The 22,497-nt window shown below is 70.6% G+C and carries 19 protein-coding genes, 1 tRNA gene and 1 riboswitch; of the genes, 12 read left to right on the forward strand and 8 right to left on the reverse strand.

The genetic code is table 11. The features are described 5' to 3' along the window. Positions 1–84: 84 nt before the first annotated feature. The 9 genes from metG (at position 85) to ACWED2_RS05180 (ending at position 12,079) form a co-directional block, all read left to right on the forward strand. Positions 85–1,881 (forward strand): methionine--tRNA ligase, encoded by a 1,797-nt coding sequence (gene metG, locus ACWED2_RS05140; RefSeq protein ID WP_449689157.1) that lies wholly within the window; start codon positions 85–87, stop codon positions 1,879–1,881. A 9-nt stretch (positions 1,882–1,890) separates the two neighbouring features. Further along, positions 1,891–2,727: a TatD family hydrolase gene (locus ACWED2_RS05145; protein ID WP_449689158.1), complete on the forward strand. Its 837-nt coding sequence runs from the start codon at positions 1,891–1,893 to the stop codon at positions 2,725–2,727. A 289-nt stretch (positions 2,728–3,016) separates the two neighbouring features. Then, positions 3,017–4,450, forward strand: a complete 1,434-nt coding sequence (locus tag ACWED2_RS05150; RefSeq protein WP_449689159.1) for a transglycosylase family protein — start codon at positions 3,017–3,019, stop codon at positions 4,448–4,450. Positions 4,451–4,598: 148 nt separating this feature from the next. Then, entirely contained in the window at positions 4,599–5,453 is an 855-nt protein-coding gene (rsmA, locus tag ACWED2_RS05155; protein ID WP_449689160.1) for a 16S rRNA (adenine(1518)-N(6)/adenine(1519)-N(6))-dimethyltransferase RsmA, read from the forward strand. A gap of 104 nt (positions 5,454–5,557) precedes the next feature. Beyond that, a riboswitch (SAM riboswitch) is annotated at positions 5,558–5,648 on the forward strand. Between the two features lie 211 nt (positions 5,649–5,859). After that, entirely contained in the window at positions 5,860–6,873 is a 1,014-nt protein-coding gene (locus tag ACWED2_RS05160) for a methionine ABC transporter ATP-binding protein (RefSeq protein ID WP_449689161.1), read from the forward strand. A 68-nt stretch (positions 6,874–6,941) separates the two neighbouring features. Continuing rightward, a complete protein-coding gene (locus tag ACWED2_RS05165; protein ID WP_176174797.1) occupies positions 6,942–7,904 on the forward strand; it encodes a 4-(cytidine 5'-diphospho)-2-C-methyl-D-erythritol kinase in 963 nt (320 codons plus the stop codon). Beyond that, on the forward strand, positions 7,901–8,308 hold the full coding sequence (locus ACWED2_RS05170) for an ASCH domain-containing protein (protein ID WP_449689162.1): 408 nt from the start codon (positions 7,901–7,903) through the stop codon (positions 8,306–8,308). The genes ACWED2_RS05165 and ACWED2_RS05170 overlap by 4 nt, the downstream gene beginning before the upstream one ends. Before the next feature lie 4 nt (positions 8,309–8,312). Continuing rightward, positions 8,313–10,079, forward strand: coding sequence for an ABC-F family ATP-binding cassette domain-containing protein (locus ACWED2_RS05175; RefSeq protein WP_449689163.1), 1,767 nt, complete (start codon positions 8,313–8,315; stop codon positions 10,077–10,079). A gap of 311 nt (positions 10,080–10,390) precedes the next feature. Then, entirely contained in the window at positions 10,391–12,079 is a 1,689-nt protein-coding gene (locus tag ACWED2_RS05180) for a fatty acyl-AMP ligase (RefSeq protein ID WP_449689164.1), read from the forward strand. Positions 12,080–12,535: 456 nt separating this feature from the next. Here ACWED2_RS05180 and ACWED2_RS05185 read toward each other — a convergent pair whose 3' ends face one another. The 4 genes from ACWED2_RS05185 to ACWED2_RS05200 form a co-directional block, all read right to left on the reverse strand. After that, positions 12,536–12,892, reverse strand: a complete 357-nt coding sequence (locus ACWED2_RS05185) for a DivIVA domain-containing protein (protein ID WP_449689165.1) — start codon at positions 12,890–12,892, stop codon at positions 12,536–12,538. 173 nt (positions 12,893–13,065) lie between these two features. Next, on the reverse strand, positions 13,066–13,389 hold the full coding sequence (locus ACWED2_RS05190; protein ID WP_449689166.1) for a DivIVA domain-containing protein: 324 nt from the start codon (positions 13,387–13,389) through the stop codon (positions 13,066–13,068). A 21-nt stretch (positions 13,390–13,410) separates the two neighbouring features. Further along, the gene (gene pth / locus ACWED2_RS05195; RefSeq protein WP_191307189.1) at positions 13,411–14,004 is read right to left on the reverse strand and encodes an aminoacyl-tRNA hydrolase; all 594 of its coding nucleotides are present in this window, start codon (positions 14,002–14,004) and stop codon (positions 13,411–13,413) included. A 9-nt stretch (positions 14,005–14,013) separates the two neighbouring features. Next, entirely contained in the window at positions 14,014–14,613 is a 600-nt protein-coding gene (locus tag ACWED2_RS05200) for a 50S ribosomal protein L25/general stress protein Ctc (protein WP_449689167.1), read from the reverse strand. A 351-nt stretch (positions 14,614–14,964) separates the two neighbouring features. Here ACWED2_RS05200 and ACWED2_RS05205 point away from each other — a divergent pair, with 351 nt between their 5' ends. Continuing rightward, positions 14,965–16,059 carry a hypothetical protein gene (locus ACWED2_RS05205; protein ID WP_449689294.1) on the forward strand — a complete coding sequence of 365 codons (1,095 nt, stop codon included), beginning with the start codon at positions 14,965–14,967 and terminating at the stop codon, positions 16,057–16,059. Positions 16,060–16,157: 98 nt separating this feature from the next. Beyond that, a complete protein-coding gene (locus tag ACWED2_RS05210) occupies positions 16,158–16,799 on the forward strand; it encodes an NAD(P)-dependent oxidoreductase (RefSeq protein WP_449689168.1) in 642 nt (213 codons plus the stop codon). 81 nt (positions 16,800–16,880) lie between these two features. Here ACWED2_RS05210 and ACWED2_RS05215 read toward each other — a convergent pair whose 3' ends face one another. The 4 genes from ACWED2_RS05215 to ACWED2_RS05230 all read right to left on the reverse strand — a co-directional run bounded on the left by ACWED2_RS05215 (position 16,881) and on the right by ACWED2_RS05230 (position 21,302). Next, positions 16,881–17,861, reverse strand: a complete 981-nt coding sequence (locus tag ACWED2_RS05215; protein WP_449689169.1) for a ribose-phosphate diphosphokinase — start codon at positions 17,859–17,861, stop codon at positions 16,881–16,883. After that, entirely contained in the window at positions 17,858–19,333 is a 1,476-nt protein-coding gene (gene glmU, locus ACWED2_RS05220) for a bifunctional UDP-N-acetylglucosamine diphosphorylase/glucosamine-1-phosphate N-acetyltransferase GlmU (protein ID WP_449689170.1), read from the reverse strand. Before glmU ends, ACWED2_RS05215 begins: the two co-directional genes overlap by 4 nt. Positions 19,334–19,439: 106 nt before the next feature. Further along, entirely contained in the window at positions 19,440–21,134 is a 1,695-nt protein-coding gene (locus ACWED2_RS05225) for a diguanylate cyclase domain-containing protein (RefSeq protein WP_449689295.1), read from the reverse strand. Positions 21,135–21,230: 96 nt separating this feature from the next. Then, positions 21,231–21,302, reverse strand: a tRNA-Gln gene (locus ACWED2_RS05230). Positions 21,303–21,509: 207 nt separating this feature from the next. On the opposite strand from ACWED2_RS05230, the gene ACWED2_RS05235 reads away from it, so the two are divergent. Continuing rightward, positions 21,510–22,475 carry an acyl-CoA desaturase gene (locus tag ACWED2_RS05235; protein ID WP_449689171.1) on the forward strand — a complete coding sequence of 322 codons (966 nt, stop codon included), beginning with the start codon at positions 21,510–21,512 and terminating at the stop codon, positions 22,473–22,475. Positions 22,476–22,497: the final 22 nt, after the last annotated feature.

Here is a 22,497-nt window from a genome sequence, read left to right on the forward strand (position 1 = left end):
CCCCGAGCACGAGCAGCCGTGTCGCGGACAACCGGGGCCTCCCTCCCGAAAACGTGCGTGACGCCCTCCGTAGGCTAATAAGGTATGAGCACCCCTGTGTTGACCGCGGTGGCCTGGCCCTACGCCAACGGCCCCCGCCACATCGGCCACGTGTCCGGATTCGGCGTCCCGTCCGACGTCTTCTCCCGCTACCAGCGAATGGCCGGCAACCGGGTGCTCATGGTGTCCGGCACCGACGAACACGGCACCCCGATCACCGTCCAGGCGGACAAGGAGAACTCGACCCCGCAGGAAACGGCGGACAAGTACACCCGCCAGATCGGCACCGACCTGCAGGGCCTCGGCCTGTCCTACGACCTGTTCACCCGGACCACGACCGGCAACCACGCCGAGGTGACGCAGCAGATCTTCCTCGCGCTGCACCGCAACGGCTACGTCGTGCCGAAGACCACGCGCGGGGCGATCAGCCCGTCCACCGGCCGCACGCTGCCCGACCGCTACGTCGAGGGCACCTGCCCGATCTGCGGGTACGACGGCGCGCGCGGCGACCAGTGCGACAACTGCGGCAACCAGCTCGACGCCGCGGAGCTGATCAACCCGAAGTCGCGGATCAACGGCGAGACGCCGAAGTTCGTCGAGACCGAGCACTACTTCCTCGACCTGCCGGCGTTCACCAAGACCCTCGGCGACTGGCTGGGCACCAAGACCGACTGGCGCCCGAACGTCCTCAACTTCACCAAGAACCTGATCGACGACATGCGGCCGCGGCCGATCACCCGCGACCTCGACTGGGGCGTCAAGATCCCGCTCGACGGCTGGCGCGACCAGCCGCTGAAGCGGTTCTACGTCTGGTTCGACGCGGTGATCGGGTACTTCTCGGCCAGCGTCGAGTGGGCCCGCCGGTCCGGCAACCCGGACGCGTGGCAGGAGTGGTGGAACAACGCCGACGCCCGCTCGTACTACTTCATGGGCAAGGACAACATCACCTTCCACGCCCAGATCTGGCCCGCCCTGCTGTTCGGCCACAACGGCGAGGGTGACAAGGGTGGCGAGCCGGGCAAGTACGGCCGCCTGCACCTGCCCGACGAGATCGTCTCCAGCGAGTTCCTGACCATGAGCGGCTCGAAGTTCTCGACCTCGCGCGGGCGCGTGATCTACGTCGAGGACTTCCTGCGCGACTTCGGCCCGGACACGCTGCGGTACTTCATCTCGGTCGCCGGCCCGGAGACCCAGGACACCGACTTCACCTGGGACGAGTTCGTCCGCCGGACCAACTTCGAGCTGGCCAACGAGTGGGGCAACCTGGTCAACCGGTCCATCTCGATGGCGCACAAGAACGTCGGCGCCATCCCGCGCCCGGAAGCCCCGACGGCGGCCGACGAAGAGCTGAAGGCGTTGTCCCGCAAGGCGTTCGACACCGCGGGCGCGCACCTGGCCCGGTCCCGGTTCAAGCTGGCGGCGAGCGAGGCGATGAAGGTCGTCACCGCGGCGAACAAGTACATCTCCGACCAGGAGCCGTGGAAGCTCAAGGACGACCCCACGCGGCGCGACACCGTGCTGCACACCGCGCTGCAGGTCGTCTCGGACGCCAACACGCTGCTGACGCCGTTCCTGCCGCACTCGGCCCAGAAGGTGCACGAGGCGCTCGGCGGCACCGGCGTCTGGGCCGCCCAGCCGGAGCTGAAAGAGGTCGAGGACCTCGACATCGACGGCCGGGTCAACCCGATCCTGACCGGCGACTACGCGGCCGAGCAGGCGAAGTGGGAGTCGACGCCGATCGAGGTCGGCAAGCCCCTGGCCAAGCCGTCGCCGCTGTTCACGAAGCTCGACCCGGCGCTCGGCGAGACCGGCCCGGAGTGGGCGCCGATCATCAAGGAGTAAGAAGTACGCATGGGTGATCAGAAGCGCGAGCTGCCGCCTGTTCCGGACCGGCTCCCGGTGTCGGTGGTGGACGCGCACACCCATCTCGACGCGTGCGGCGCGGTCACCGCGGCCGATGTCACGGCCATGGTCGACCGCGCCGAGCGCGCCGGCGTCGCCCGCGTCGTGACGGTCGCGGACGACCTCGCCTCGGCCCGCTGGGCCACCGAGGCCGCCACCTGGGACCGCCGGGTGTTCGCCGCCGTCGCGATCCACCCGACCCGGACCAAGGCGTTCGGCGAGGCCGAGAAGTCCGAAGTGGAGCGCCTGGCCGCCCACGACCGCGTGGTCGCCGTCGGCGAGACCGGCCTCGACTACTACTGGGACTACTCGCCGCACGACGCCCAGCAGGAGGCGTTCCGCTGGCACATCGACCTCGCCAAGCGGCTGGGCAAGCCGCTGATGATCCACGACCGCGAGGCCCACGACGACGTGCTGCGCATCTTGGCCGAAGAGGGTGCGCCGAATGCCGTAATTTTCCATTGTTTTTCCGGGGACGCGGAAATGGCCCGCAAGTGCGTCGACGCGGGCTTTGTCCTTTCCTTCGCGGGCACGGTGACGTTCAAGAACGCGAAGGGGCTCCACGAGGCGGCCCGGCTCTGCCCGGCGGGGCAGTACCTCGTCGAGACCGACGCGCCGTTTCTGACCCCCCACCCGTTCCGTGGACGGCCGAACGAGCCGTTCGGCGCCGCCTACACCGTCCGTCACCTCGCGGCGCTCAGGGGCGAAGCTGTCCACGAAGTCGCCGAAGCGGTCCGGACCACCGCCGAGCGGGTGTACCGACTCCCCAGTGTCACAACGGGTTGAACGCATTGCGACAACAGGGTTCCCGGTTCGTCCACCTGATGGAGTGACCCAGATCACGACACTCCGGGGGGTGTTTGCGCAACCCGCCGCGACCCGTTACTGTCCCGTGATCGTGCCGGTCGGTACTGCACTCAGCAGTTGCCGGCTGTTACGCCCACAGTCACGTCAGTGCACGTCGGGGAAGCGGAACCGGGAGCGGTACGGCCTGGAACCGTGACGATGGCGCCGGCTGCGGGCCCAGACGTAAAGATGCCGCCCCGAACGGCGTCTTGGGAAAGGGAACGACCCGGTGACAGGTAGCAGACAGGCTGGAGCGCGCTCCGCGGCCGTCCTCGATCGCGAATTCGGCTTCGAGGACACTGCGTACGGCCAGCTCGACTTCTCCGACGACCCGAACATCACGCAGCAGGACATCCTCGCCGCGCTCGGCCCCGATGCCGACGCGATGATGGCCGAGATCGACGTCGACGTCGACGAACTGATCCGTCTCATCAACGCCGAGACGACGTACCTGCCCCCGATCGTCATCCCGGACGAGTTCGAGTCCGACCGCACCGCGTCCCCGCAGGCCCGCAAGGCCGCGCTGGACGAGGGTCTCCGCGAGACCACCAAGGTCTGGAAGCGCCGCTTCCTCAAGGGCGCCGTCCTCAGCGTCATGATCAGCATCGCCGGCGGCGGCGCGGCCGCGCTGGCGATGAACAAGAGCATCACCGTCGACGTCGACGGCCACCAGCAGACCGTGCACTCCTTCGGCGACACCGTCGGCGAGGTGCTCGAGGACGCGGGCCTGTCCGTCGGCGCGCACGACTCGCTCTCCCCGTCCCCGCAGGCGGAGGTCGGCGACGGCGGCGTCATCAAGCTCGAGCGCGGCCGCCAGCTGAAGATGATCGTCGACGGCGCGGAGCACACCTCCTGGGTCCGCGCGACCCACCTCGGCGACGCGCTGGGCCAGCTCGGCATGACCGAGCTGGACAAGCCCGGCACGTGGATGTCGATGCCGAAGAGCGGCGAGCTGCCCCTGGAGGGCGCCACCGTCGAGATCAAGACCCTGAAGAACATCACCCTGTACGACGGCGGCAACGCGCCGAAGCAGGTCAAGACGACCGCGGTCACGACGAAGGAGTTCCTGGGCGAGTACAAGCTCACCCTGGGCCCGGAGGACCAGGCCGAGGGCGGCCTGGACGTCAAGCTGACCGACGGCGCCGAGGTGCACATCAGCCGCACCGGCGTCTCGACGGTCGTCCAGAAGGAGAGCATCGACCCGCCGGAGCAGCGCGTCGACGACCCGGACCTGGCCAAGGGCAAGACGCAGGTCGAGGACCCGGGCACGCCCGGTGAGAAGGAAGTGACCTACAAGGTCACGCAGAAGAACGGCAAAGAGGTCGGCCGGGAGAGCATCTCCGAGAAGGTCCTCACCCAGCCGAAGCCGAAGATCGTCCACGTCGGCACCAAGCAGGCCCCGAACCCGGACATCGGCGACGGCTCCGCGTGGGACCGCATCGCCCAGTGCGAGTCGGGCGGCAACTGGGCCATCAACACCGGCAACGGCTACTACGGCGGCCTCCAGTTCGACAAGCGCACGTGGGACGCCTACGGCGGCGACGAGTACGCCGCCCTGCCGAACCAGGCCACCCGCGAGCAGCAGATCGCGATCGCGGAGAAGGTCAAGGCCGGCCGCGGCGGCAGCTACAGCGCCTGGCCCGTCTGCGGCAAGAAGGCCTGAGTCCCACTTCGAACCGGCCCCCGTCCACCCCGGACGGGGGCCGCTTCGCGTGTGCAAGAACCGACCCTCCAGGTACGCGAACCGACCCTCCAGGTACGCGAACCGACCGTCCAGGTACGCGAACCGACCCCCTGGGTAAGCTCCAGCGGTGGTTGAACTGCTGGGACCGGCCGAAATCCGCGGGCTGGCGGCCGAACTCGACGTGCGGCCGACCAAGAAGCTCGGGCAGAACTTCGTGCACGATCCCAACACCGTCCGGCGGATCGTCGAGCTGGCGAACGTCGCCGAAGACGACGTCGTTCTCGAGGTCGGGCCCGGGCTCGGGTCGCTGACCCTCGGGCTGCTCGCCACCGGCGCGCGGGTCGTCGCCGTCGAGATCGACCCCAAACTGGCCGAACGGCTGCCCAGGACCGTCGCCGAGCGGGGCCCCGAAGCGGCGGAGCGGCTGACCGTCGTCGGGGCCGACGCCCTGCGCGTCACCCGCGCGGACCTCGGCGAGCCGACCGCCCTCGTCGCCAACCTGCCCTACAACGTCGCCGTACCGGTCGTGCTGCACCTGCTCGCCGAGGTGCCCTCCCTGCAAAAGGGCCTCGTCATGGTGCAGACCGAGGTGGCCGACCGGATGGCCGCCGGCCCCGGCAGCCGCATCTACGGCGTGCCGAGCGTCAAGCTCGCCTGGTACGGCCCCGCACGCAAGGTCGCCGCCGTGCCACGCTCGGTGTTCTGGCCGGTGCCGAACGTCGACTCCGCGCTCGTCGCCTTCGAACGGGCCGCCCGGACGGCGTCCGACGACCGGGAGCTGCTCTTCGGCTTGGTGGACGCCGCTTTCTCACAACGCAGGAAGACGCTGCGGGCCGCGCTCGCGGGCTGGGCGGGCTCCGCCGAGCGCGCGGGCGAGCTGCTCGGGGCCGCCGGGATCGATCCCAGGACCCGTGGCGAGCAGCTGGACGTGCACGACTTCGCCCGGATCGCGGCCGCCGCCCACTCCACAGTGGAGCCGTGAAGATACGCCTCCGTCGCTCCTGATCTCGCGATTCGGACACCGCCAGTCGTGTGATCTGGGCCAACGGGCTTGCTTTCGCTCCTCGGGATCGGTTTTACTCAGTACGTCCATCCCGAGCGACTGAGAGACCTGGCTCGCCGAAGTCGCAGCAACCACCCTCCGCAGGGCAGGTGCTACCGCCAGGACCGATGGAGGCCGTTTTCGATGAAGAGGGTAGCTCGCCCCCTGCTCCTGACCAGGCGTCGCGTAGTCGACGAAGGCCGCCGCTCCGTGACCGCATGTCGACGCTCCAACTGAGCTAGTCCGAGCCGGTCCACCTCTTCTTCATGCACCGTCCACAACGGACGGACCTTCGCTTGCGGCCGGGCGCGCCCATGGGGGCGGCGCCCCGTTTTCTGGAGCCTTCGTGATCACCGTCGAAAACCTGTCCAAAACCTTTGCCACCAACGGAAACTCCGTCGTCGCGCTGCGGGACGTGAGCGTCGACGTCCAGGCCGGCTCGCTGTTCGGCGTGGTCGGTCCCGCCGGGTCGGGCAAGTCCGTCCTCGCCCGGTGCATCGCCCTGCAGGAGCGCCCCGACCGCGGTGTCGTCCGCCTCGACGGCCTCAACACCGGCACCCTCGACGGCCGCCGCCTGCGCGAGATCCGCCGCCAGCTCGGCGTCGTCTCGACGAAGCCGGAGCTGATCGCCGAGCGCACCATCGCCGGCAACATCGCCTCCCCGCTCGAGCAGCTCGGCGTCGACGGCCCGCAGCGCCGCAGCCGGGTCGGCTCGCTGCTCGACCTCGTCGGCCTGACCCCGCGCGCCGCGCAGCGGCCCGGTGAGCTGTCCGCCGGTCAACTCCGCCGCGTCGCGGTCGCGAAGGCGCTGGCGGCGGCCCCCGCCGTGCTGCTCGCCGACGACCCGACCGCCGGTGTCGACCCGGAAGAGGCCGGTGCGGTGCTCGCCGTCCTCGACCGGGCCCGCTCCGAGCTCGGCACCACGGTCGTCGTCACCACACCGGACGCCGGCGTGGTCCGCCGGGTCTGCGACGACGTCGCGGTGCTGGAGGACGGCACCGTCGTCGAGCGCGGCTCGGTGCTCGACCTGATCTCGAACCCGGCCAGCCGCACGGCGCAGGCGCTGCTGCCGGCCATCGAGACGACCCGCTCGCAGGCGGCGCGCTACGACCGCTCGGCCGACGTCGTGCTGATCGGCTTCGCCTCGGTGGGTGCGCTGCTGCCCGAGGCCGCGGGCCGCTTCGACGTCGAGTTCGCCACCATCGGCGGCGGCCTGACCCGCATCGGTGACACGCCGGTCGGCCGGTTCCGCCTGGGTGTCCGCGGTGAGCGGGCCGACGCGGCGCTGGCCTGGGTCGCCGAGCGTGGTGGGCACGTCACGCACACCGCGCGTGGCCCGCAGGGTGTCGCGGCTGCCTGATCGCTGTCCCGAACGCCCCGATGCGCAGGTCGCATCGGGGCGTTTCCGCGGGCACGTAGGCTGGTCGGGTGCTCGCCGTAGTTCCGCCCCCAGTCACCGTCCGGGTCCCGGCCAAGGTCAACCTGCACCTTTCGGTCGACGACCTGCGTGAAGACGGTTACCACGAGCTGGTCACCGTGTTCCAGGCGCTGTCGCTGACCGACGAGGTGACCGTCGCGGTCACCGAAGAGCCCGGCATCGAGGTCTACGGCGAAGGGGAGGGCTCGGTCCCGACCGGCCCGGAGAACCTGGCCTGGCGGGCCGTCGAAGCGCTGGCCGCGCACGTCGGGCGCACCGGTGAGCCGAAGGTCCGGGTGGTGCTGCGCAAGGGCATCCCGGTCGCCGGCGGCATGGCGGGCGGCAGCGCCGACGCGGCGGCGACGCTGGTCGGGCTGGCGAGCCTGTGGAACCTCGACGTCACCCGCGACGAGCTGGCCGAGATCGCCGCCGGTCTCGGCAGCGACGTCCCGTTCGCGCTCTACGGCGGCACCGCGCTGGGCACCGGCCGCGGCGAGCAGCTGGTCCCGGTGCTGTCGCGGCACACGTTCCACTGGGTGCTGGCCTTCGCCGCCGAAGGGCTGTCGACGCCGAAGGTGTTCGGCGAGCTGGACCGTCTGCGCGCGGCGGGCAACCCGCCCCGGATCGGCTCGCACACGCCGGTCGTCGAGGCGCTGGCCTCCGGCGACCCGCGCCAGCTGGCCCTGCTGCTGGGCAACGACCTCCAGGCGGCGGCCGTCTCGCTGCGCCCCGACCTGCGCCGCACGCTCCGGGCCGGGGTGAACGCGGGCGCGCTCGCGGGCACGGTGTCCGGTTCGGGCCCTACGTGCGCCTTCCTCTGCGAAGACGGGCAGTCGGCGGTGGAGGTCGCGGCCGAGCTGTCCGGCGCCGGTGTGTGCCGGACGGTCCGGGTGGCCCACGGCCCGGTCCCCGGCGCCCGGGTGGTCGGCGGCGACGACGCACCCCGGCCGGCGCCGCCGCGGGTGCACGCATGAAGCACGCCGAGTTCGCGTTCCCCGGTCCGCTGCGCGACAAGCTGGTCGCGGCGATCCTGCGCGGGGAGAAGACCTCGACCACCGGCCTGGTCGCCGAATACGAGAAGTACGGCGAAGAGCTGCCCGTCGTCGGCGAGCGCGAGCTGATGATCGACTCGGCGGGCGACGGGGTCGCGGTCCTCGAGACCACCGAGGCCCGCGTCCTGCCGCTGTCCGAAGTGGACCTCCAGCACGCGCTCGACGAGGGCGAAGGCTTCACGAGTGTCGCCGAGTGGCGCGCCGACCACGAGGCTTACTGGCAGAGCGCGGAAATGCGCGCGGCCATGGAAGATCCGGAGTTCACCGTGGCCGACACGACCCTGGTCGTGGCGACCCGGTTCATTATTGTGGAAAGGATCGGCTGAGCGGATGGCCAACCTGGTCAACCTGGAGGCGGTGAGCAAGTCCTACGGGGTTCGCCCGCTCTTGGACGGCGTTTCCCTCGGCATCGCGGCCGGGCAGCGCATCGGCGTCGTCGGCCTCAACGGTGGCGGCAAGACCACCCTGCTGGAAGTCCTTTCCGGACTGTCCGAACCGGACTCCGGGCGGGTGAGCCACGTGCGCGACCTGCGGATGGCCGTGGTCACCCAGCGCACCGAACTCCCCGACGGCAGCACGGTCGGCGACGTCGTGCTCGAACGCTACGGCGCCGAGCACGAATGGGCCGCCGATGCCCGCGTCCGGTCCATTGTGGACGGACTGGGGATCACGGCGATCGGCCTGGACACGCCGACGGCGAACCTGTCCGGTGGCGAGCGGCGCCGGGTCTCCCTGGCCGCCGCGCTGACCGGCGAGCTCGACCTGATCGTGCTCGACGAGCCGACCAACCACCTGGACGTCGAAGGTGTCCGCTGGCTCGCCGACCACCTGCTGGCCCGGAAGGTCGCCGTCGTGGTCGTCACGCACGACCGGTGGTTCCTCGACACCGTCGCCACCCTGACCTGGGAGGTCGCGAACGGCCGCGTCGAGCAGTACGAAGGTGGTTACGCCGACTGGATCTTCGCCCGCGCCGAGCGGGCGCGGCTGGCCGCGACGGCCGAGGAGAAGCGGCAGAACCTGGCCCGCAAGGAGCTGGCGTGGCTGCGCCGCGGCCCGCAGGCGCGCTCGTCGAAGCCGCGCTACCGCGTCGAGGCGGCCGAGGCGCTGATCGCCGATGTCCCGCCGCCGCGGGACTCCGTCGAGCTGCAGGCGTTCGCCAAGCGGCGGCTCGGGAAGACCGTGCTGGAGCTGGAAGACACGACGTACCAGGTCGGCGAGCGGACGCTGCTCGACCACGTCACCTGGCGGATCGGGCCGGGCGACCGGATCGGCCTGGTCGGCGTGAACGGCTCGGGCAAGACGTCGCTGTTGAAGCTGCTCGGGGGCGACGTCGAGGGCTCGACCGGCCGCCGGATCGAGGGCAAGACGGTGGCGCTCGCGCACCTGCGCCAGGAGCTCGACGACCTGCCCGGCGACCTGCGGGTGCTGCAGGCGATCGAGCAGGTGGCCGGGCGTGTGGTGTTCGGCAAGCAGGAGATGACGGCGTCCCAGCTGGGCGAGAAGCTCGGCTTCCCGGCGGCCCGCCAGTGGACCCCGGTCGCGGACCTCTCCGGCGGCGAGCGGCGCCGGCTCCAGCTGTGCCGGCTGCTGATGGCCGAGCCGAACGTGCTGCTCCTCGACGAGCCGACGAACGACCTGGACATCGACACGCTGCAGCAGCTGGAGGACCTCCTCGACGGCTGGCCGGGCACGATGGTCGTGGTGTCCCACGACCGCTACCTGGTGGAACGCGTCTGCGACACGATCGTCGCGCTGTTCGGCGACGGCCGCATCACCCACCTCCCGGGCGGCATCGAGGAGTACCTGAACCGCCGCGCCCTCGCCAAGGAACCGGCGGCCGCCGCGGCTCCGACGGCGGCCAAGACCGAGGCGAAGAAGTCGGCGGCGGACCTGCGCGCGGCCCAGAAGGAACTGGGCCGGCTGGAGCGCAAGCTCGACCAGCTGCACGCCAAAGAGGAGAAGCTCCACGCGTCCCTGCTCGAAGCCGCGACGGACCCGGCGAAGCTGATGGAGCTGAACGCCGAGCTGAAGGGCGTCCAGGGCGAGATCGAGGACGTCGAGGGCCGCTGGCTGGAGACTTCCGAGCTGCTGGAATGACGCGGGTGATCGGGCCGGACGATCCGCTCGGGCCGCAGTTCCGGCGGATCGCGGTGGCGGGCTCGGCGGATCGGGCAAGTCGACCCTCGCCGGGGCGCTGTGCGAGCGCCGCGGCGTGCCGTACGTGTCACTCGAATCCTTCTACCTCGGGCCCGGCTGGCTGGTGTGGCTCGATCACCCGCGACTCGAACCGTCACCCTGGCCTCGTCGTGGTCCGGCTGCCGGGGCAGCGCCAAGTGGACCGGTGGCTTCGAGGCCCGGTTTCCGCTTTGGTCGGCGGACGTTGACGCTGAGACAGTAATGTTCCTGCCATGAGCAGGTTCGTGGACACGCTCGTCGCCACCGCGACGAGGCGGGGGCAGCAGCGCGGCATGGTCACCGGGGAGCCGAAGGAGCCGGTCCGGCGGACCTGGGGCGAGGTGCACGCCGAGGCTCGGCGGATCGCCGGGGGGCTGGTGGCCGGCGGGTTCGAACGCGGGGGTGCCGTGGCCGTGCTGGCCGCCGCGCCGGTGCTGATCGCGCCGACCGTGCAGGCCGTCTGGCTGGCCGGTGGCAGCGTCACCATGCTGCACCAGCCGACCCCGCGCACCGATCTCGCCGAGTGGGCCGAGGACACCGTGCGGGTGCTGGGAATGATCGGCTCCGATCTCGTGCTGCTGGGCGAGCCCTTCGACCAGCTCGCGCCCGTGCTGCGCGAAAAGGGCATCGGGTTCAAGCTCATCACCGAGCTCGCCGAAGCCGAGCCGCTCGCCGACGTCGTCCCCACCGACGAGGGCGACACCGCGCTCCTGCAGCTCACCAGCGGCTCGACCGCCGACCCCAAGGCCGTGCGGATCACCTACGGGAACCTGTACTCGAACGTCAAGGCCATGGTCGACCGCGCGGAGTTCGACTTCGACGTCGACGTGATGGTGTCCTGGCTGCCGACGTTCCACGACATGGGGATGGTCGGCTTCCTGACCGTGCCGATGACCTTCGGCGTCGAGCTGGTCAAGATCACGCCGGTCGAGTTCCTCTCGGGCCCGCTGATCTGGCCCGAGCTGATCACCAAGTACGGCGGCACCACGACGGCGGCGCCGAACTTCGCGTACGCCATCGTCGGGCGCCGGATGGCCCGCGTCGACGAGGATGACGCCTTCGACCTCTCGAAGCTGCGCATCGCGCTGAACGGTGCCGAGCCCATCGACGAGACCGCCGTGCAGACCTTCGTGGACGCCGGCGCCCGGTTCAAGATGCCCGCCGAGTGCGTCTTCCCGGCCTACGGCATGGCCGAAGCGACGCTGGCCGTGTCGTTCGCGCCGCTGTTCACCGGCCTCACGCTCGACGTCGTCGAGGCCGACGCGCTGGAGTCGGACAACCGCGCGGTGCCGGTGCCCGAAGGCGACCCGCGGCGCGGCACCGACAGCGTCCGGTCGTTCGCGCTGCTCGGCCGTCCCCTCGACGGGCTCGAGGCGGAGATCGTCGACGACACCGGTTCGCCGCTGGCCGACCGTCAGGTCGGCGAGATCCGGCTGCGCGGCGAGGCCGTGACGCCCGGCTACCTGACCATGGACGGCCCGCTGGCGACGCAGGACGCCGACGGCTGGCTCAACACCGGCGACCTCGGCTACCTGGTCGACGGCCAGATCGTCATCTGCGGCCGCCGCAAGGACGTCATCATCATGGGCGGCCGCAACCTGTACCCGACGGACATCGAGCGGGCCGCGAACTCGGTCGAGGGCGTCCGCGCGGGCAACGCGGTGGCGGTCCGGCTGGACGCGGGCAGCCGCCGCGAGCGGTTCGCGGTGGTCGTCGAGTCGAAGCTGGCGGGTGACGCCGAAGCCGAGAAGAGCCTGATGAAGCAGATCTCGGCCCGGGTCCGCGACGCGGTCGACATGCGGCCGTACGCGGTGGTGGTGCTGCCGGCGGGCAGCCTCCCGAAGACGCCGTCGGGCAAGGTCAAGCGCGCGGCGACGGCTCAGCAGTTCGCGGACAAGATCTCGAAGAACGCGGACGCCTGACCCGGGCGCCCCGATGTGGACGCGGCCGCATTGGGGCGCCCGGGAGGGCCCGGAACTGTCGGTGGTCTCCGGTAGCGTGGAAAACGGGGGCGCCCCCGAGGGCGGGGTCCGGCAAAGTCGGGGGCCTTTCAGGTGGCTCACCGGCGTGAGTGGCTGGTTCACCGGCGTGAGCGGCAGGCTGACCGGCGTGAGCGGCGCCTGACGCCCCTGACCTGCACCCCGCCCAGACCTCCCGCTACCCCCGCGTGAGCGGCAGGCTGCCACCCAGACCTCCCGCAACCCCGATCCGAAGCCAGAACACGGCCGGCCGTAGTCACAATCCCAGCTTCGGGGTGGCGGGGCACCAACCTGACTCGTTGGCCGAGAAAGCCCGGGGCAGCTGCACCATCGGCCGCCCGAACCCAGCTCCGGATCTACCCAACGACTTTGCCGGAACCCTGCCCCCGCGGGCGGCGGTCAGCGTTGCTGGACGCGGACTGCGCGCAGCGTCGGCGGGGCGGCTCGCTCGGTGGTGGCTTCCGAAGAACTGCGGGCGCCTGGGAGGTCGGGAGCCTGGCCGGTGCGGGTGGCGAGCTGGTCCTCCACCGCGTCGAGGAATTCGTCGACTTCGCGCTCGTCGTACCCGCGCTTGCCGATCAGCGGCTTCGCGAACATCACGTGGTGCACTTCGGCGGCGGTCAGGTCGTCCTCGTCGGCGAGCGTCTTGGCGATCCGCCGGACGAACGCGTCGACCTCGTGCTTCGCGTAACCACGGCGGCCGATCTGGGCGTTACCGAACGTGACCTCGGCGAGGTTTTCGGCGGTGAACGACATGGAACTCTCCGATTCCGGGTTGGACGGGTGCGAAAACTCCCGTACACCGTCCTAACCCGTGAACAGGCTGCCCGAAAGAGGGGAGCTCCAACCTCACCCCGAAGGGCAGCCGCGCGCCCGCGTTCGGGTGAGCTTGCGCTACCCAACGCTGTGTGGTCGACGTCACAGCGCCGTCAGCTGCGCCCGAACCACTTCCGGGTGCCCTGCGGTCGCTGCGGGTCCTCCTCGACGACGGCCGGCTTCGGGTTGCGCAGTTCCACCAGCGCCGCCTCGGCTTCGTCGAGGAACAGGTCGACCTGGGCCTGGTCGTAGCTGCGCATGCCCACCGGCATGATCGTGAACTCGACGTAGTGGATGTCGTCCGGCGTCAGGATGTTCCGCCCGGCCAGCGCCTCCGCGATGAGGTCGAGGAACGCGTCCACCTCGTCCTCGTTGTAGCCGCGACGGCCGAACCGGGGTTTGCCGAACGCGATCGACCGGACCTCGTCGGGAGTCATGGCTTCACCTCGCCACCCATGTCAGCCCGCGTGGAAGGAGTTCTGCGCGGCCGCGAGGCCGGTGCCGATCAGCGCTTCGGTCGCGTCCGCGCACCGGTCCACCTCCAGCGGGAGTTCCTTGCGCTCGACCGTCGAAAAGTCCTTCAGCACGAAGTCCGCCGGGTCCTGGCGGCCGGGCGGGCGGCCGATGCCGAACCGCACCCGGTAGTAGTCCCTGGTGCCCAGCGACTTCGTGATCGAGCGGAGTCCGTTGTGGCCGTTGTCGCCGCCGCCGAACTTGAGCTTCAGCGCACCGAAGTCGACGTCGAGCTCATCGTGCACCACAACCACGCCGGACGGCGGCACTTTGTAGAACTTCGCCGCCCCCACCACCGGCCCGCCGGAGAGGTTCATGTACGAGCGCGGCTTCACCAGCACGACGCGGCGGCCGGCGAGCCGGCCCTCGAGGACCTCGCCGCCGGTCTTGTGCGCCTTGAACTTGCCGCCGACCCGGGCGGCCAGCTCGTCCAGCACCATGAACCCGACATTGTGCCGGTTTCCGGCATATTGGGGTCCAGGATTGCCGAGGCCGGCGAGCAGGATCAGCTCGCCGGCCCCGGGCAGGTCTTCCGTCATACGGTGATGCTATTCGGCGGCTTCGGCCGACTCTTCGCCAGCTTCGGCCTCGTCGCCGGTCTCTTCACGCTGCGGCTCGTTGACGGCCACGACGAGCGACTCCGGGTCGGTGACCAGGGTGGCGCCCTGCGGCAGCTGGACCTGGCCGGCCAGGATCTGGGTGCCGACCTCGAGGCCCTCGATCGAGACCTCGACCTGCTCCGGGATGTGCAGCGCCTCGACCTCGACCTGCAGGGTGTCGACGTCCTGGTTGACCAGGCCGCCCGGGCCGGGGGTGCCGGTCACGACGACGGGGACGTCGACGGTGACCTTCTCGCCGCGCTTGACGACCAGCAGGTCGACGTGCTCGATGTAGTTCTTCAGCGGGTGCACCACGATGGTCTTGGTCAGGGCCAGCTCGCTCGAGCCCTCCAGGTCCAGCGTGATGACGGCGTTCGAGCCGTTTTCGCGGACGACGCGGGCGAACTCGATGGCCGGCAGCGCGAAGTGCCGCGGGTCCGCGCCGTGGCCGTAGAGGACGGCGGGGATCTTGCCGGCGCGACGCGTGCGGCGCGCGGCGCCCTTGCCGAACTCGGTGCGCGGCTCGACGGACAGACGTACCTCGGACACGGTGTGGCACTCCTTCAAATCAAAGACAGCATGCTGCGGCGGGGGAAGCCGATGTGTTCTGTTCAAGGAAGTTTCGGCGGCGAGTTTCCGGGCGTGCACGACGACAGGGGCTACTCGAGCCGCCGCGTCGATCACGCCGGGCACCCCAGTAGGGCCCCGCCTCGCCGAGACAACCTCAAGAGTGTAAACCAACCTCATCACGGTGGGTTGCGGCGGGTGCCCGGCCCAGGCTAGAACCCTCCTGGAACCCCGGTACGTGACGACACAAATCCGGTGGCGGGACAACGCCGGCCGAGGTGTGCTCGGTAGCGGGAGAGCAGGGGGAGCGAAATGCGGGCTCGGTGGAGCAAGGTGGCGGCGGTGCTGCTGCTGGGCGGACTGCTGGCGGGCTGCCAGGTGGCGGTCGCCGGCACCGCCGGGGTCTCCGCGGCCGACCAGGCGATGGCGAACCGGCGCACCGAGCAGCGGGCCGCGGTCGACGCCGCCCTCACGGCGCTGGGCCAGGCACCCGCGATCGCGCTGAAGGCCACCGTGCAGGGCACCGAGCAGCAGTTCCGGATCACCCGCGGCGGTTACGCCGCCGGCGGGCTGCCGCTGGACGGCCGGTTCGTCCAGGTGACGGCCGCCGCCGGCCAGTTCTACCTGCAGGCCGACGCCGACTACTGGAAGGCGCACGCCATCGACGAGGGCACGCAGTTCGGCACGAGCTGGGTGCGCTCGCTCGGCTCCGAGCTGCCCTTCGACCCGGCGGCCCGGTTCGCGCCGCCGGCGCTCGCCGAAGGGCTGCGCAAGGCGCTGACCGCGCTCGACCGGCTGAGCGAGCCGGTCAAGGCGAAGCTGCCGGACGGCACCGAGGTCTACCAGCTCGGCGCCGCGCCCACGGTCCTGCGCGTCTCGACGGCCAAGCCGAACCGGGTCGTCAGCTTCGCCCCAGCGCTGCTCGACCCGCAGAACGGGCCGAAGTACGGCGCCGAGTTCGGCGTCACCGCGCTCACCGGGGACGCGGTCAAGGCGTTCCACACCGATCTCGACGCCGCCGTCGGCGGGCTGGGGCAGCCGTTCGAGGGGCTGGTGCAGGCCAGCGCCGTCGTCACCAACGACAAGCTCGACTGCAAGGACTTCGTCGGCTCCTGCACGACGACGGTCGACGTCTCCAACAGCGTCGTCGGCACCCCGGCGTCGGGGGAGAAGAGCGTCGTCCGCATCACCCTCTCGGTCGAGGTGAGCGCCGAGTCGCTCGGGGCGCAGACGTGCACCGCGGCCGGGGACGCGGAGCCGTACAAGACGATCTCGCTCTCCTGCGACGTGAAGTTCAAGCTGCCCAACCGCACGGCCAGCTACCAGGTGCTGTCGAAGCCGAGCGCGACGGCGGAGGTGCGCGCGGGCCTGGACGCCGATGCCGTCAAGCAGAAGGTCGCCGCGGAGTTCGCCGGCCTCGGCGGCTGACCTGGGCACCTACCCCCAGGTGTGTTGCTTCCGTTGAAGTAGGTGATCTTCCGTTCTTAGCATCGGCCGTGACGGCCGACTACGAACGAGGAGATTCCATGGCCAAGCTGGTGGTTTTCGGGGCGACGGGCTACGCCGGGGGCAGGATCGGTGCCGAGGCGCTGCGCCGCGGGCACGAGGTCGTCGGGGTCGCGCGCCACGAGGGCTCGGTCCCCGAAGGCCTCGAGGCGAGGCAGGGTTCGCTGCACGACGAGGAGTTCGTCGCGCAGGTCGTGAAGGGCGCGGACGTCGTCGTGGTCGCCACCCCGGCCCGCGAGATCGACGGCAAGAAGCTCATCGAGGCGGTGCCCGCCCTGGCGCGGATCGCGAGCGAGCACGGCGCCCGGCTGTCGTTCGTCGGCGGCGCGGCGAGCCTGTACGTGGCCGAGGGCGGCCCGCGGCTGTTCGACACCCCGGAGTTCCCGGCCGAGTACAAGGACGAGGCCGGCAGCCATGCCGAGGTCCTCGGCCTGCTCCGCGAGCAGCCGGAGAGCCTCGACTGGTTCTACGTCAGCCCGGCCGCCGAGTTCGGCGCGTGGACGCCCGGCGAGCGCAAGGGCGAGTTCCGCATCGGCGGCGACGTCCTGGTGACCGACGAGAACGGCCGGTCGCACATCGGCGGCGACGACTTCGCGATCGCCTACGTCGACGAGATCGAGCAGGCGAAGCACCGCCGGGCGCGGTTCACCGTCGCCTACTGAGGTCTGCCGCGGCTTGTCGTGAGTGGTAATTCGGGTTAGAACCCCAATTACCACTCACGACGACTGCGGTAGGGCTGGGAGTCAGGCGTTGCCGTCGAAGAGGGACGTGACCGAGCCGTCCTCGAAGACCTGCTGGATCGCCTCGGCCAGCATCGGGGCGATCGACAGCACCGTCAGCCCCGGGAAGCGCTTCTCCTCCGGGATCGGCAGCGAGTTCGTCACGATGACTTCCCGCGCCTTGCACGACGAGAGCCGCTGGGTCGCCGGGTCGGACAGGATGCCGTGGGTCGTCGCGATGACCACGTCCGCCGCGCCCTCTTCGATCAGGGCCTCGGTGGCCTTCACGATCGTGCCGCCGGTGTCGATCATGTCGTCGATCAGCACGCAGAGCTTGCCCTCGACCTTGCCGACCACGCGGTTGGCCACCGCCTGGTTGGGCTTGTCCGGGTCGCGGGTCTTGTGGATGAACGCGATCGGGCGGTCGCCCAGCTGGGCGGCCCACTTCTCGGCCAGCCGCACCCGGCCCGAGTCCGGCGAAACGACCGTGATGTCGGCGTCGCCGTAGGTGGCCTTGATGTGGTCGGCCAGCACGGTCTGCGCCATCAGGTGGTCGACCGGGCCGTCGAAGAAGCCCTGGATCTGCGCGGTGTGCAGGTCGACCGTCATGATCCGGTCGGCGCCCGCGGTCTTGAACAGGTCCGCGATCAGCCGCGCCGAGATCGGCTCGCGGCCCTTGTGCTTCTTGTCCTGGCGCGCGTACGGGTAGAACGGCATCACCACGGTGATCCGCTTCGCGCTCGCCCGCTTGAGCGCGTCCACCATGATCAGCTGCTCCATCACGAACTCGTTGATGGGCGTGGTGTGCGCCTGGATGACGAAGGCGTCGGTCCCGCGGACGGACTCCTCGAACCGGACGAACAGCTCCCCGTTGGCGAACGTGTGCGCCGTCTGCGGGGTGATCGTGACGTTGAGGTGCTGGGCCACCTCTTCGGCGAGCTCCGTGTGCGCGCGTCCGGAGAAGAGCATCAGGTTCTTCTTCGGCGTCCCTTGCTTCGGACTCATGCTGGCGACTCCCCGTCGGTTCCTGCTGCTGCTGAATCGGCGTCGAGGGCAGCCTGGGCCGCCTCCGCCGCGGGCGTACCCGGCCGGCGCCGGATCGCCCAGCCTTCGATGTTGCGCTGGGGCGGCGCCGACACCGCGAGTGTGCCCGGCGGGACGTCTTCGCGGATCACGGCACCCGCACCACTGTAAGCGCCGTCACCGATGTTCACCGGGGCGACGAAGGTGTTGTCCGCGCCCAACCGGACATACGACCCGATAACGGTCCGGTGCTTGTTCACGCCGTCGTAGTTCACGAAGACGCTGGAGCAGCCGATGTTGCTGTGCTCACCGATCGTGGCGTCACCCACGTAGGTCAGGTGGGGCACCTTCGTGCCGGCGCCGATGTCGGCGGCCTTCGTCTCGACGAACGCGCCGAGCTTCGCCTTGACACCCAGCTTCGTGCCCGGGCGCAGGTAGGTGAACGGGCCGACGTTGACGCCGTCACCGAGCTCCGAGTCCGAGCCGTGCACGCGGACCACGCTTGCGCCGGCGCCGATCTGCACGTTGGTCAGCGTGCTGTCCGGCCCGACCGTGCTGCCTTCGCCGACCGACGTGCTGCCCTTGAGCTGGACGCCGGGCTCGATGACGACGTCGCGGGCGAGGGTGACGCCGGCGTCGATCCAGGTCGTGGCCGGGTCGACGACCGTGACGCCTTCGCGCTGCCAGCGCTGCACGATCCGGCGGTTGAGCTCGGCGCCGAGCACCGACAGCTGCACGCGGTCGTTGACGCCCTCGGTCAGCCACGGGTCGTCGACGACCAGCGCGCCGACGTGCAGCCCGTCGCCGTTCGCGATGCCCAGCACGTCGGTGAGGTAGAGCTCGCCCTGCGCGTTGTCCGTCGAGAGGCGCGAGAGGCCGTCGCGCAGCACCGCCGCGTCGAAGGCGTAGACGCCCGAGTTGATCTCGGTGATCTCCGCCTGCGCCGGGGTGGCGTCCTTGTGCTCGACGATCCCGGTGACCTTGCCCGCCGCGTCGCGCACGATCCGGCCGTAGCCGGACGGGTCGGCGACCACCGAGGTGAGCACGGTGACCGCGTTCTTGGCCTCGGTGTGCTCGTCGAGCAACGCGCCCAGGGTCGCGGTGTCGAGCAGCGGGACGTCGCCGTAGCTGACGAGCACGGTCCCGGTAAGGTCGGCGGGCAGGGTCGCGAGCGCGCAGGACACGGCGTGGCCGGTGCCCTTCTGCTGGTCCTGCACCGCGGTGCCGACCGGGCGGCCGAGGGCTTCGCCGACCGTGCTCAGCTGTTCGCCGACCGCTTCGCGACCGTGTCCGACGACCACCACGAGGTGTTCGGGGTTCAGGCCGGCGGCGGCCCGGACGGCGTGCTCGACCAGGGGCCGCCCGGCGATGGGGTGCAACACCTTCGGGGTCGCGGATCGCATGCGGGTGCCCTCACCCGCGGCGAGGATCAACGTGCTCAGCGGGCCGGTCAACGGCGCTCCCAACGATGGCTCCGGTCGCCACTTTCCCGTGGAAGTGGTCCGGAGGCACCCTCCAGGTCACTTCCACGTGAAAGTGCGCTTTGGTCGGTGACCGATCCTAACCGTGGTCTTCGGCGTCCCACGCGGGGTCGGTGGGCGGGGCTTCGTTCGCCCACGCGGTGGCCGGGTCGGCGGCCATCGAGTTCGCCGATGCGACCTGGTTGCCACCGCCGCGTTTTGCCTGGTACATGGCCGCGTCCGCGCGGGCGAGGACCTGCTCGCCGCGCTCCTGGGGGCGCAGGGACACCAGCCCGATCGACAGCGTCACGCCGTGCGAAAGGTGGTGCGGCAGGTTCGAGACGGACTTCACGGCGCGCCCGAGCGCCATCTTCGCCGCGGACGCCGGTGTGCCCGGGAGCAGGACGATGAACTCGTCGCCGCCGTAGCGGGCCACCAGGTCGTCGCCGCGCAGCGCGTCCCGCAGCGTGCTCGCGACGACCCGCAGCACGTTGTCGCCTTCGGCGTGCGACTGCTTGTCGTTGACGCCCTTGAAGCCGTCGAGGTCGACCAGGGCGACCGCCAGTGGTTGCGCGTCGGCGGACGACGCGAGCTGGCGCAGCTTCTCGTCCAGCGCGCGCCGGTTCGGCAGGCCGGTGAGCGGGTCCTGCAGCGCCTGCTGGGTGATCGCCCCGTGCTCGGCGGAGAGCCGTTCGTGCTCGCGGCGGGCGTTCAGCGTGGCGATCTGCGACTCGCGCAGGCTCCACATCTCCGACTCCAGGCGCCGCGCGTAGTCGATCAGCGACTCGCTGGCGCCGGAGGCGTAGTCCGGGCTCGTGTCGAGCCGGGCCAGTTCGCGGGCGATGTTCAGCCGCATCGACGGCTGCGAAGTGTCGTGCGAGATGGATTGGCTGGTCTCGCGCAGGACCGACAGGGCCTCCTCGCGGCGGCCCTCCTTGTCGAGGCAGCGCGCCAGCGCGATCGCGACGATCTCCCGGTCGTGCCCGAACGCGCGCTCGGTGTAGAGGTTCCGGAGCCGCTCGATGTGCTCGGCGCCCGGCTGGTTCAGCGCCGGTGCCGCGGCGAGGACGCCGACCTGGTCGATCGCCGCGACGTTCGCCCGGCGCGGGAACAGCGACTCGGCGAACGGGCCCTCGGCGGCCGCGCCCATCGACGCCGCGGTGCGGAACTTCTCGGCGCTCTCGTCGTATTCGTCGATGCGCTCCAAGCGCAGACCCCAGCCGAGCAGCATCTTGATGCGGTTGATCAGCTGCAGGGCGATGTCGTGCGGGCTCGCGCTCTCGCGGATCGCGCCGGCGGCCCGGCCGATCACCTCTTCGGCGGCTTCGTAGACGCCGAGCTGGTTGAGCACCAGCCAGCAGTCGATCAGGGTCGTGGCCAGCAGGCGGTTCCAGCTGCGCAGCCCGACCTGCCGGTCGGGGATCGTGGAGTCGTCCAGGATGGCCAGCGCCCGGGCGATCTCGGTGAGCGCGGCGTCCTCCTGCGCGGCGATCACGAGCCGGCGGCCGCGCAGCGCGTGCGCGTCGGCGCGCAGCAGGGCGATGCCGTGCCGCCGGGTGTGCGCGAGCATCTCGTCGAGGCGGGGCTCGGCCTCGGGGGCCAGGCCCTTGGTGTTCAGCCGGGCGAGGGCGGACGAGCGCAGCAGCTGGGCCACGAGCAGCGGCTCGCCGCGCCGCTGGGTCTCGTCGAGCAGTTCGTCCAGCATCTCGACGATCTCGAGCTGCTGGGTGTACTCGTGCCGCTGGACCGCGGCGTTCAGCTCCCGCGCACGCCCGACGATCCAGGCGTCGGACATCTCGGCCAGCGCGGGCCGCCTGGCCGCCACCGGGTCGGTCGCCTCGTCGGTCAGCGCCAACCTCCCGGTCTCGTGGGTTTCCGGTTCCTTCTGCTGCTCCGCCGCCAGGATTCGAACCTGAACTGTCAGAACCAAAATCTGAAGTGCTGCCGATTACACTACGGCGGATCGATCCTGGTCAGGATAGCGACGATCGGGTGTCGTCCGCGCGGGGGATGCGTTAGGCGCACCTGCGCCGGGTACCCGAGTTCCCGGGGAGGGTGTGAGTTCGGGCTCTCCCCAGCCGCCCGAACCTCCTGTACCGTAACCTACGGCAACGTAGGTTAGGGCGCCCTTGGTAGGAAGGCGTGCCCGTGTAGGAAAGAAGTGAAGCGTATGACGGCCACGCTCGACCGCTCTCAGCCCGCCGGGGAGCCGGAGGCCCCCAAGGGGCCCAAACCTGTCATCGACGGCAAGCGCGGCATCGGCGTGCAGCTGTCGGTCTACTTCGGGGTGATCGCACCGCTCGTGGCCCTCCTGGTCGCGGTGCCGTTCGCGTGGGGCTGGGGACTGAGCTGGGTCGACGTCGGCATCTTCGTGGTGTTCTACGCGATCAGCGGGCTCGGCATCACGGTGTCCTACCACCGCTACTTCACCCACGGCTCCTTCAAGGCCAAGCAGTGGCTGCGCGTGTTCATGGCCATCGCGGGCAGCATCGCCCTGCAGGGCCCGGTGATCACCTGGGTCGCCGACCACCGCCGCCACCACGCGTTCTCCGACCGCGACGGCGACCCGCACTCGCCGTGGGCGTTCGGCACCTCGCCGTGGGCCATCGCCAAGGGCTTCTGGCACGCGCACATGGGCTGGCTGTTCGAGCGGGACCAGACCAACGCCGAGCGCTTCGCGCCGGACCTGGTCAAGGACCCGGCGATCAAGAAGGTCGACGACCTGTTCTGGCTGTGGGCCCTGGTCAGCCTGGTGCTGCCGGCCATCCTCGGCGGGCTCATCTCGTGGTCGCTGTGGGGCGCGGTGACGGCGTTCTTCTGGGCCGGCCTGGTCCGCATCTGCGTGCTGCACCACGTGACCTGGTCGGTCAACTCGATCTGCCACATGATCGGCGAGCGCCCGTTCGCCGCCCGCGACAAGTCGGCGAACTTCTGGCCGCTGGCGATCTTCTCCTTCGGCGAGTCGTGGCACAACCTGCACCACGCCGACCCGACGTCCGCCCGCCACGGCGTCAAGCGCGGCCAGATCGACATCTCCGCGCGGCTGATCTGGATCTTCGAAAAGTTCGGCTGGGTGCACGACGTGCGCTGGCCGACGCCGCAGCGTTTGGCCCGTATCGCGACCGAAAAAGCCTAGTCAACTAGGCTGCCCCGATGGC

The sequence above is a fragment of the Amycolatopsis sp. NPDC005003 genome (assembly GCF_053600695.1).